Source organism: Exiguobacterium sp. s16, from assembly GCF_018618115.1.
Classification (GTDB): domain Bacteria; phylum Bacillota; class Bacilli; order Exiguobacteriales; family Exiguobacteriaceae; genus Exiguobacterium; species Exiguobacterium mexicanum_A.
This window is the reverse complement of the sequence record NZ_JACSLM010000009.1, coordinates 72,448-82,931: the sequence shown is the minus strand read 5'-3', so window position 1 is coordinate 82,931 and position 10,484 is coordinate 72,448. Positions and strand designations below refer to the sequence as shown.

The following is a 10,484-nucleotide window of genomic DNA, read 5'->3' as shown; positions in this document are numbered from 1 at the left end:
ATTCACTCCCAATATGATTTAATCCAGTGTACACAAAAACCCTGAGCAATAGACTTTTTTTAAGTGTCTATTACTCAGGGTACAGATTAGTCGAGAGTGGGATTTTTCGTTATCGGGTCCATTCGAAGTACTTGCGTGACAAATCCGTGAGCGGGCTGTTGAACAAGCGCTTCCGCCAGTAAAGGTCGGCCACTTTTTTCACGGCCTCGCTCCGCGACGGATACGGATAAATCATGCGGGACAGCTTGCCGATTTTATCGCCTCGTTGCATCGCATAAACGACGATTTGCATCCAATCCCCGGCCGTCATTCCGACCGCGTGCCCACCGATAATCTTACCGTTCTTCCGGGTGATGATTTTGACGAATCCTGTCTCTTGACGGTCGGCGACGAACCGATCGACCTCAGACAGTTTCGCTTCAAAAATCTCGACGTCATCGCCGTGACGCTCACGTGCCTCGGCCTCGGTCATGCCGACGTGGAACACTTCCGGGTCCGTGAACGTGATCCACGGCATCTTCGTGTAGTCGACCTTGTTCCATAGTCCGAACAAGGCGTTCGCCACGACGGCTTTCCCTTCTTCTCCGGCCGCATGGGTGAACGGTAACGTCTTGATCGTGTCACCGATCGCGAAAATGTGCGGTTGGGACGTCCGGTATGTCGAAGTGACATCAACGTACCCGTCTTTCACGTTCACATGCGCCCGGTCGAGCCGTAGTTCATCAATTCTCGGTTTACGGCCCGTCGCCATGAGCAGTTTGTCAGCCTCATACGTCACGGTCTCGCCATCGACTTCAGTCGTGACGTGAATACGTCCGTCCTCTTCCGCAATCTGCTTCACTTTCACCCCGATTTTCAGACGCATCGCCATCTCGAGCTGGGAGCGGAGCAATTTGCTGACAGACTCATCTTCTTTCGGTAAGAACGTGTCCTGTGCCTCAAGCACGGTCACTTGGCTTCCAAGACGAGCGAACGATTGGGCAAGTTCAAGCCCGACCGTGCCGGCGCCGATGACGATGATACTTTCTGGCAGCGTTTCTTCTTCAAAAACTTGTTCGTTCGTTAAGTACGGCACACTGTCCAATCCATCAATCGGCGGTACGGTCGGTTTCGATCCGGTCGCGATGACAAACTTTTTCCCAATCAACAAATCGTCTCCGACTTTAAGCTCGTACGGGCTTTGGAATGATGCCTCGCCGATATACACATCGACACCAAGTTTTTCGAAACGCTCCGTTCCGTCATGATCTTGGATAATGGCGCGGGCACGATCGACACGCGCCTTCGTCGTCTGGTAATGGTCGCGGCCATCAAACTCAGCTCCGAGCACACGCGCCGCCTGCATCATGCTACTCGCTTCTTTCGAAGCGGCAATCAGCGCTTTCGACGGGACACACCCGACGTGAAGACAGTCTCCACCAAGGTGTTTCTTCTTCTCGACCAAGGCGACCTTTGCGCCTAAGTTTGCGGCACCAGCCGCGACCGTCATCCCGGCCGCGCCTCCACCAATCACAATCAACTGATAATCCTTCATCTCATCAACCTCCGATAGCGTTCACTCACATCCTGCATCCGTTTCCGGTTCACCCCAAAGTCAGAGTGACCGAGTCGTGATGCCGAGCGGAATTCAATCTGTCTTGTCTCATCGTCGAATCGGAATTCAACGTCATCCTTAAAGCGCATCATTTTCGACGTGACGACATAATGGAGCGTGTCATCCGTCTCCTTGACGAGCTCGGTCCGAGGCAGTTGCCCCATCACCATCTTCATTGTCTCGATGCTCTGAGCGCGGTCTTCCCCGTATGGGAGCGGCTCCATGCGTAGCGCCTCAATTTCTGTTTCGGTCGAGACAGCGTTCGGACTACCTGACAATGGCTTCAATGATTTCGTTGCCACGAAAAAAACCTCCCTCATTCTACATACAATTACATGTATCCTGAATTCGGAAGGTTTAACCCTTTTAATGCAGTTCGCTTGGATCGAGCGGCAACAAAACAGTCACCGTCGTCCCATGACCGACCTCACTTTCAATGACGAGCTTTCCTTCGTGCGCCTCGATCAACTCCTTCGCAATCGCGAGACCAAGACCACTGCTGCCTTTCGTCACTTGCGCCTGATAGAACATTTCCGTGATGCGTTGCAGGTGATCCCGTGAGATACCAGGCCCCTCGTCAATAATCGAGATGAACGCGACCCGCTCCGATTGCACGAACCGTACGGTCAACGTCCCACCTTCGGGTGAGAAGCGAATGGCGTTCTCGAGTAAGTTTAAAAATACTTGCTTCAACCGGTTCTCATCAAACAGTCCAATCGATTTTTGGGGGTACCGTTCGATGAGGGTGATCTGTTTATCCTCGAGCGACTGTTTCAACTGAATCGTCACTTTCCGTAACAGCGATACGAGGTCGAGTTCTTGCCGATACAAAACGAGCCGGCTCTCTTCAATTTTCGTGTAATCGAGCAACTGCTCGACGAGCCCAATCATCCGCTCCGTCTCCGAATGGATGATGCTCAAACCGAGCTCGGTCTCCTCTGACACTTTCTCGTCCCCGCCGCGAATCGTCTCGGTCCATCCTTTGATCGAAGTGAGCGGCGTCCGCAACTCGTGCGACACGTTTGATAGAAATTCATTTCGTGTCGATTGATGCTGCTGCACTTTCGCTCCTAAATACGTCAGCGTCCGGGCCAGTGCCCCGAGCTCATGTTTTTCATTGGAATAGACTTCGACGTCAAAATCACCTTGCGCCATCTCATCAGCCGTCTCAATGATGTCTCGAATCGGTCGGACGAAGCGGTCTGCAATCCGAATGACGGCATAGAGCGCGACCAGCCAAATCAAGACGCCAATCATGACGACAGCCATCCAAATCTCGCGAATCAACGTATCGAGATCGGCGAGCGGCCGCGTGAAGCTGATGGCGAATTCACTCGTGCCGTCCGTGATGATGGGACTCGTCACCGACAAATAGTGGTTCCCTTCCGCATCGTAATCTTGGACGATGGACTCACCGCGGGCGAGGTCTTGCAGTTGTTCCGGTGTGAAGGCCGCCTGCTGCGCCCGCTGTCCCGTCGTTTTAATGATTTGACCGGTCCGGTCGACAATCGTCAAATCGGTGCCTGGATACCCGAACGTCCGGACGAGAACCGAGAACGCGCTCGGTGTTTCAAAACCGACTTGCGCCTGGGGATAGAGATAGGCACTCGTCGTCGCATGGCTAAGTAAGGCCTCTGATTCATATTCATAGTAGTAGCGGTACGTTCCGTACGACAAGACGCTCACGAGCAAGACGAGCACGAACGTCATGACGAGCATAATCCGAATGACGAGCTGTTGCTTCATCCGTCATGTCTCCGCCATTTGTACCCGTGCCCCCACAGTGTCTCGATATAAGCCGGGTGGCTCGGATCATCTTCAATTTTTTGACGGAGACGACGAATGTTGACGTCGACCGTCTTTCTGTCCCCGAAGTAATTGATGCCCCAAACGGCATCTAACAGCGCATCACGTGATAAGACGACTTCCTCGTTTTGGACGAGGTGACAAATCAAATCGTATTCGGTCGGGGTCAAATCAATCGACTGCCCATACTTCGTCACTTGCTTCGCTGCCAAGTCGATGGCGAACGGTCCGGACTTCAATCGCTTCTTCTCTTTTCGTTTCACTTTCTCGACACGTCGGAGGAGTGCTTGAATCCGCGCCACGAGTTCGCCGGGACTGAACGGCTTGGCGATGTAGTCGTCCGCCCCTCGGCCGAGTCCTTCGATTTTATCTTCTTCGAGTGTGCGCGCCGTCAGCATGATAATGCCGACATTCTCATCTAAATCACGGATGGCCGCACATGCCTCAAAACCGTCCATCTCTGGCATCATCACATCCAATAACACGACATCGAACGGTTCACGATCAAACGCCGTGACCGCCTCGCGTCCGTTCGTCGCCTCAAAGACGTCGAATCCGGCCCGCTTTAAATTAACGATGATAAAGCTGCGAATCGCATGCTCATCTTCGGCTACTAATATTCGATTCATCATTCCACCTCTTCTGAAATTCACTACTTCTTAATAGTTACGTTTTTGCGACAAGGTTGTCAATTGACCTCAAATCGTATTAGGATGGAGTCATTAGATTCTGAAGGAGGACTCCTTACCATTATGAGTTACAAGATGATTGTTTTAGATATGGACGATACGCTCCTCACGAGCGATCACACGATTTCCGCCAAAACGAAAGCTGCCTTGCTGGATGTACAAGAACGCGGACATAAAGTCGTGCTCGCGAGCGGACGTCCGACGTACGCGATGTGGGACGCAGCTCGAGAGCTCGAGCTCGCCAAATACGGTAGCTATATTCTCTCATTTAACGGTGCCTCAATCATCAACTGTGAGACAAATGAAGAAATCTTCTCAAGTACATTGCTTCCAGAGACGGTCGCCCATCTCCATGATATCAGTGTCCGGGAAGAAATCGCGATTCATACGTACATCGGTAACGAAATCGTAACCGATCAACCGAACCCGTATACCGATATCGAAGGTGAATTGACAGGGATGCCGGTCATCCATGTCGACGACTTCAAAGAAGCAGTCACGACGCCTGTCGTCAAGTGTCTCATGCTCGGTGACGGCGACACGCTTGCCCCGATTGAAACGAAACTGCAAGTCGAACTCGAAGGCAAACTCGCCGTCGCCCGTTCGAAACCGTTCTTCCTCGAATTTACGGAAGCGGGTGTGACGAAAGGGACGAGCCTCGCCTTCTTAGCCGAGCACGTCGGCATCGAGCAAGCCCACGTCATCGCTTGCGGAGACGGGAACAACGACTTGACGATGATTGAATGGGCTGGGCTTGGGGTCGCAATGGGCAACGCCAACACAACGGTCAAAGGCAAAGCCGACTTCATCACGAAATCAAACAATGAAGACGGGATCGCGCACGTTATCGAAACGTTCATGGGAACTGTCCTCGTCGATCGATAAACGGACAACTCAGGTTGAATTCAAGGAGGAATTACGATGAATAAAGGATTGAAACGGGCGGGACTCGGACTCGTCGGCACGGCTGTCGCCGGTGCCGCCTATGTATTCTTGTCCCCGAAACCGACCTCACGCCTCGTCAAAACCTCATTTGCCGGCGGGAACGAAGTGGCCATTAAAGGGTTCGAGGAAGTCGTACAAAAAACGTCGGTCCGTAAAGACATCGACTACCATTCGGCTTACGAGAACGGAACGTTCGACTTGATTCGCTACGAAGGTGAGAAGCAGATCGTCCCAACCATCTTTTGGGTGCACGGCGGTTCATTCGTCGGTGGCGATAAGGCCGACGTCTTCAAGTATGCGACGTCAATCGCAAGCAACGGCTACAACGTCGTCAGCGTCAATTATGCGCTCGCTCCAGACGTCACGTACCCCGTCCCGCTCCAACAACTTGAAGAGGCATACACGTATATCGCTGAAAACAATGACCGCTTCCGGCTCGATCTCGACCGTGTCTTCTTTGCGGGCGATTCGAACGGGGCCCAACTTGTGGCCCAATTCGTCGGAATCCAATTGAACGATGGCTACGCACCGTCTGCCGAAGTGAAGCAAATCGTCCCGAAATCGTCGATTCTCGGCACGGTTCTCATGTCGGGTCCGTACGATTTGAAACGGAGCATCGTCGAGTCATCGAAGGCGGTCAACCGCTTCTTGTTCAAACGGATTGGTTGGGCTTACTTCGGAACGTACAATTGGGAAGACTTGCCGGTCGTCGCGGAAGCGTCGCCGCTCGTGAATATCCCGGCCACATTCGTTCCGACGTTTATCACCGATGGCAACACCGGTTCGTTCGAAACGCAAGCGAAAGAATTTGCGACGATCCTCTCAGGTCGTGCGGACGTCACGAGCGTCTTTTATGACCGAAACGAGCACACACTCGGCCACGACTACCATTTTGAAATGGATAAGCCAGCCGCCAGTGCCACGTATCGCCGTTTAATCACGTTCTTGCGTGAAACGACGCGTTAACAAATAATCCCCTCCCATCATTGGGCGGGGATTATTTTTGTCAGTTGAGCAATGCGAGCGCGCGGCCAATCAACTCATGCCGCGATGGCGACGTCTCACGTAACGCGTGCAACCGTTCCGTCAACGCCTGTCGAAGCGCATCGGACTCGACGAGCTCCAAACATTCGATGTGGAGCAACCAAGCATCGGGATGATCGGCAAGAATCGTCGGCACGAGCTCATCAATCGACTCGCCTTGCTCCCGCATATTGCGAATTCGATTGAACATCGGGTCATCGTTCGTCCAAACACGGGCGTCACGTTCGATATGGACCGGCTTCTCCAAGATGATGAGCTCTTCAATCTCGGTGCCTGGGAAGATCGATGGGAGCGTGTCTTGTCTCACTTCAAGTGTCGTGAGATGGATTTGTCGGTCTTCAATCGTGACGATGACGTCTTCGAACTGTAACGCTTCCGTCGTCTCGCTGACGAGGCGTCCGTCCAGTCGAATCCCTGCCGTCGCCAATACGTCTTGAAGCGGTCCATCGAGAACGAGGACGCCGTGGTTCTGTAAGTTCGTCAATTGACCGTGATTGACGTTCACACAGTCGTCCCACTGGACGAGCGCATGGGCCCCAGAGCGTGTCACGTGACGTATCACACCGACGCGGTCCGTCCCGTCTTCAAGCCGGACGGTCGATTGACTGCCCGACGCGAGCGCTTTCTCGAGCGAGGCGATTCCACCTTGGTTGACCGCCATCCGTGACTCGAGTTCGTCTAGCGCGTCCTTCAACGCTTCAAAGTCCGGGATGACGAACAACTCGCGTTGCATATTCGTCACGTCCTGTTTCGTTTCGAGTGCGTGCTCTAAATTGAACGGATGTTTCGTGACGGCGTCAGTCAAACAATGACGGCTCTCCCCGACCGATGATAACAGTCCTGCCCCGTAGATGAGCGGGTCGTCCACCTCACCGATGAGACCGAACTCGACCGTCCACCAAAAGATGCGGGCGACTTGTTGCGCTTCAGAGAAGCCGGTTACTTGGGCTTTGGCCGCATGAACCGCCGCTTCGGCTGCCGCGATTTCCTCGTCCGTCGAGTTCGCATTCTCCTTCACGACGGTCAATCGTTTCAGTGCTGCAAACGAGGCGTGTTCTTCACGATTCATGAACGCTTTCGCTCCAAGCTGTCCGAACCGCTTCACGATTTGGGAGAACTCCGGATCCATCAACATCGGTGCATGACCAGCCGCCTCGTGGATGATATCTGGTGCCGGACTGTACAAAATATTCTCGACTTTACGAATATCGGTCGCGACCGGCAACATGCCGTTGCCTTGGAAATCAAAGAAAGCGACGCCTGGGATGAGTCCATCGACCGCGACCGTCGACCAACCGGCCTCTCGCATCTCTTCGGTCATCTTTTCAACGTCAGGGAGACGCTCTGGCCCCATGCCCGTCTTTTTCAACCCTTTGATGTAGAACGGGTGTGCCTTCCCTTCAAGCGTGTGCAAGTTCAGTCGCAAGACGAAGCGCCAGACAGCATGATCCGTCGGCGTGTACTCGTCGTAGAACTGTGGCGAAATATGTGGGGCCAAATGGCGTGGAATGATTTGTGTGAGCATGATGTTTCCTCCTTTGATTGACTGAACGTAAAAAAGTCCCTATCGATTCACTCGATAGGGACGACGATGCCGCGGTACCACCCTGATTACTAGACGATGTCTAGTCACTCTATTCCGATAACGGGGGACCGCTCAACACGTGAGAGCTCGCGAACTGTAATTCGATTCATCTTTTGGGCGTGTTCACAGCACCACACGCTCTCTGGGCCAGGGAAGATGTCTCTACTTCGGTTCGGTCATCGCTTTTATACTGTTATACAGTTATGCTTCTATGCACATGTGCTTTTAAGCGCTAAAGTATCTTGTTGGTAGTAACGATAACAGACCGTTTGAATGTCGTCAACAAAAAAACAGTCCGCATCTGCAGACTGTCACAAACACCAATCAATTTCAGGTTGTCCCCACTCACTCAACTTCGCGTTCACTTGCGAGAACGGCTTCGATCCGAAAAAGCCGCGATGGGACGAGAGCGGGCTCGGATGGACCGACGTCAAGACGGCATGTTGCGGGCCAATCCATTTCTGTTTCTTCTTCGCGTCGTTCCCCCATAAGACGAACACGATCGGCTCTTCACGCTGCCCGAGTCGCTCGATGATGGAGTCGGTGAACTGTTCCCAGCCCTTCCCGCGGTGAGACCCAGCCTTGCCTGCCTCGACCGTGAGGGCGGTGTTGAGCAATAGCACGCCTTGGCGGGCCCATTTCTCCAAATTGCCGCTAGTCGGGACCTTACAGCCGATATCGTCCTGCAATTCTTTAAAGATATTACGGAGTGACGGTGGAAGGCGGACGCCGTCTTGGACCGAGAAACTGAGTCCATGCGCTTGGTTCGGTCCGTGATAGGGATCTTGCCCGAGGATGACACATTTGACGTCCTTGAACTTCGTATAGACGAACGCGTTCCAAATATCTTCTCGCTCCGGATAGACGGTCGATGTCGCATACGCTTCATCGACGAACGCTTTCAAGTTAGTAAAATAAGGCTCGGCCATCTCGGATGCGATGATGTCGCTCCAATCCCCAAGCAGGCGATTTGATAACTGTTCTCCCATGTTCTTCTCCCCTTTCCGTCTTATCATACCCGAATCGATGGCACACAAAAAGACGAGCCCGATTGGACTCGCCCTTGATCATTATACTGTGACTGCGCCTGCGACTTCTTTCGCAAGTGCTTCGGCTTTCGCTTTTGCGTCAGCAACGATTTCTTCGATTTTGTCTGGGTATTGGTTCATTCCTTCAACTGGAAGTGTCGTCACTTCTGTCACGCCGACAAATGCGAGCGCTTGACGGAGGTAAGCGTCTGCGAAGTTGAGGTCCGTACCCGTGTAGATGCCACCCGTACCTTGGATGTGGATCGCTTGTTTGTTCTCGAGAAGACCGACTGGACCTTGCTCTGTGTAACGGAATGTTTTACCAGCCGTCAAGACGCTGTCGAGGAACATCTTCATGCGTGCTGGGAAGAAGAAGTTCCACATTGGCGTCGCGAAGACATACATGTCAGCTTCCATGAACTTCTCGAGCATACCGTTCATTGTTGCGACTTTAGCCGCTTCGACGTCTGTGAGTGCTTCGCCTGATGCGAATTTGCCCCATGCGCTGAGGACGTCGCCGTCGATTTCTTGGACATCGACATCGTAAAGTTCAATCGCTTCAACTTCGAGTGACGCATTCTCGTTCGTGAGTGTCGTCATGAATGTTTCAGCGACTTGTTTGCTGTATGACAATTCTGTCGGTTTCGGGTTAGCAGATACGTATAATACCTTTTTCATAATGGGTTCCTCCATAAAAGTAATCTCTATTTGTAACAACAGTTTGAACTATATCATCTGTATATCTCACAGTCAATTATTTTAACTTCAAGATAAATGAGTCAAAAAAAAACAGGCAGGCGTCATTTGCCTGCCGCGTTATAACCGACCCGTTTTAATAGGTCGATCAGCATTTCCGTCTCCTCTTCACTAAGTGGACCGTAAATGTCTTTAAAGATTTCGATATGCTCGGGATAGACGACGTCCATCAAACGCTTGCCTTCTTCGGTCAACGAAGCATACGTAACGCGTCGGTCAGATGGACAAGCCACACGTTCAATCAAGCCACGTTTTTCAAGCTTATCGATCACGTATGTGACACTGCCGCTCGTAATCAAAATTTGATCTCCGATTTGCTGGAGCGGGGTATCCCCTCGTTTATACAATACGGATAAAACACCGAACTCTGTTGAATTCAATTGGTGGCGTCTTAAATCGTCCTTTACACGGTCACTGATCGCGTCCATCGCCCGCGCTAAAACGATCCACGCCTTCAATTCGAGTGATTCAATCATGTCGGTTTCACCTCAATTCGTTCATCATTTACCTTTAGTATAGCAGGACATGAGCAGTATACGGTGGGAAAAACGCTTCGTCAAGAAACTTCTTCATTGTCGCCCCTGTCTGAAACGTATAGAATGGAATTATTGCGATTTTTAGAAAGGGTGGACGGTATGCGTGAGTATTACGAGATTTCATTGACGATTAAACAAGCCTATTTGAGTACGGTCATCGAGTTGTTGAACCGGGAAGGGATCGCCCCAGACTATGCGCTCGAAAAAGAAGGCGCGGTCTTTTTATTGTTCAACCACTTACCATGGCCGAACGTCACGCGCGAACCCCATGCGGTCGAGCGCTTTTTGTTGACGTTGGCGCGTGAGGACTATTTGTTCGTCAAAACGAAACGCAAGTCCCCCGTCCCGGACCATGAACCGGTCGCCTGCATGGGCGCGTTCGACTCACCGTTCCATGAGCATTTGAAGATTGAACTCGCCGTCGACGAATCGGATGCGAGCCATCTCGATATGTCGGCGTTCCGGCACTACTGAACAACACATCTGTGTTGTTTTTTTTAT

General features: G+C 52.1%; 11 protein-coding genes and 1 other annotated feature. Of the genes, 3 read left to right on the top strand and 8 right to left on the bottom strand.

Annotation, left to right across the window (positions count from 1 at the left end; all coding sequences use genetic code 11):
- Positions 1-109: 109 nt before the first annotated feature.
- The 4 genes from KNP86_RS13460 to KNP86_RS13445 form a co-directional block, all read right to left on the bottom strand.
- The gene (locus tag KNP86_RS13460; protein ID WP_214754908.1) at positions 110-1,534 is read right to left on the bottom strand and encodes a dihydrolipoyl dehydrogenase family protein; all 1,425 of its coding nucleotides are present in this window, start codon (positions 1,532-1,534) and stop codon (positions 110-112) included.
- Positions 1,531-1,896, bottom strand: coding sequence for a DUF1499 domain-containing protein (locus KNP86_RS13455; protein WP_214754906.1), 366 nt, complete (start codon positions 1,894-1,896; stop codon positions 1,531-1,533). Before KNP86_RS13455 ends, KNP86_RS13460 begins: the two co-directional genes overlap by 4 nt.
- 64 nt (positions 1,897-1,960) lie before the next feature.
- Positions 1,961-3,340, bottom strand: coding sequence for a sensor histidine kinase (locus tag KNP86_RS13450; RefSeq protein ID WP_214754904.1), 1,380 nt, complete (start codon positions 3,338-3,340; stop codon positions 1,961-1,963).
- Positions 3,337-4,029 carry a response regulator transcription factor gene (locus tag KNP86_RS13445; protein ID WP_034780802.1) on the bottom strand — a complete coding sequence of 231 codons (693 nt, stop codon included), beginning with the start codon at positions 4,027-4,029 and terminating at the stop codon, positions 3,337-3,339. The genes KNP86_RS13450 and KNP86_RS13445 overlap by 4 nt, the downstream gene beginning before the upstream one ends.
- Before the next feature lie 123 nt (positions 4,030-4,152).
- Here KNP86_RS13445 and KNP86_RS13440 point away from each other — a divergent pair, with 123 nt between their 5' ends.
- The gene (locus KNP86_RS13440; protein ID WP_034780799.1) at positions 4,153-4,974 is read left to right on the top strand and encodes a Cof-type HAD-IIB family hydrolase; all 822 of its coding nucleotides are present in this window, start codon (positions 4,153-4,155) and stop codon (positions 4,972-4,974) included.
- Between the two features lie 36 nt (positions 4,975-5,010).
- Positions 5,011-6,000, top strand: coding sequence for an alpha/beta hydrolase (locus KNP86_RS13435; RefSeq protein WP_214754902.1), 990 nt, complete (start codon positions 5,011-5,013; stop codon positions 5,998-6,000).
- Positions 6,001-6,040: 40 nt separating this feature from the next.
- On the opposite strand, the gene KNP86_RS13430 is transcribed toward KNP86_RS13435, so the two are convergent.
- From KNP86_RS13430 to KNP86_RS13415, 4 genes are all read right to left on the bottom strand, one after another.
- A complete protein-coding gene (locus KNP86_RS13430; RefSeq protein WP_214754900.1) occupies positions 6,041-7,603 on the bottom strand; it encodes an aromatic amino acid hydroxylase in 1,563 nt (520 codons plus the stop codon).
- Between the two features lie 53 nt (positions 7,604-7,656).
- Positions 7,657-7,852 (bottom strand) — a binding site (T-box leader).
- Positions 7,853-7,974: 122 nt separating this feature from the next.
- Positions 7,975-8,652 (bottom strand): uracil-DNA glycosylase, encoded by a 678-nt coding sequence (locus tag KNP86_RS13425; protein ID WP_214754898.1) that lies wholly within the window; start codon positions 8,650-8,652, stop codon positions 7,975-7,977.
- 81 nt (positions 8,653-8,733) lie between these two features.
- Positions 8,734-9,369, bottom strand: coding sequence for an FMN-dependent NADH-azoreductase (locus tag KNP86_RS13420; protein WP_029596264.1), 636 nt, complete (start codon positions 9,367-9,369; stop codon positions 8,734-8,736).
- A 122-nt stretch (positions 9,370-9,491) separates the two neighbouring features.
- A complete protein-coding gene (locus KNP86_RS13415; RefSeq protein ID WP_034780788.1) occupies positions 9,492-9,923 on the bottom strand; it encodes a MarR family winged helix-turn-helix transcriptional regulator in 432 nt (143 codons plus the stop codon).
- 159 nt (positions 9,924-10,082) lie between these two features.
- On the opposite strand from KNP86_RS13415, the gene KNP86_RS13410 reads away from it, so the two are divergent.
- On the top strand, positions 10,083-10,457 hold the full coding sequence (locus KNP86_RS13410; protein ID WP_034780785.1) for a hypothetical protein: 375 nt from the start codon (positions 10,083-10,085) through the stop codon (positions 10,455-10,457).
- Positions 10,458-10,484 lie beyond the last annotated feature (27 nt).

Bases quoted from the DNA above. Each gene is read 5' to 3' on its own strand.
- KNP86_RS13460 (WP_214754908.1), bottom strand. From the start codon at position 1,534: ATGAAGGATTATCAGTTGATTGTGATTGGTGGAGGCGCGGCCGGGATG.
- KNP86_RS13450 (WP_214754904.1), bottom strand. From the start codon at position 3,340: ATGAAGCAACAGCTCGTCATTCGGATTATGCTCGTCATGACGTTCGTG.
- KNP86_RS13445 (WP_034780802.1), bottom strand. From the start codon at position 4,029: ATGAATCGAATATTAGTAGCCGAAGATGAGCATGCGATTCGCAGCTTT.
- KNP86_RS13440 (WP_034780799.1), top strand. From the start codon at position 4,153: ATGAGTTACAAGATGATTGTTTTAGATATGGACGATACGCTCCTCACG.
- KNP86_RS13435 (WP_214754902.1), top strand. From the start codon at position 5,011: ATGAATAAAGGATTGAAACGGGCGGGACTCGGACTCGTCGGCACGGCT.
- KNP86_RS13430 (WP_214754900.1), bottom strand. From the start codon at position 7,603: ATGCTCACACAAATCATTCCACGCCATTTGGCCCCACATATTTCGCCA.
- KNP86_RS13425 (WP_214754898.1), bottom strand. From the start codon at position 8,652: ATGGGAGAACAGTTATCAAATCGCCTGCTTGGGGATTGGAGCGACATC.
- KNP86_RS13420 (WP_029596264.1), bottom strand. From the start codon at position 9,369: ATGAAAAAGGTATTATACGTATCTGCTAACCCGAAACCGACAGAATTG.
- KNP86_RS13415 (WP_034780788.1), bottom strand. From the start codon at position 9,923: ATGATTGAATCACTCGAATTGAAGGCGTGGATCGTTTTAGCGCGGGCG.
- KNP86_RS13410 (WP_034780785.1), top strand. From the start codon at position 10,083: ATGCGTGAGTATTACGAGATTTCATTGACGATTAAACAAGCCTATTTG.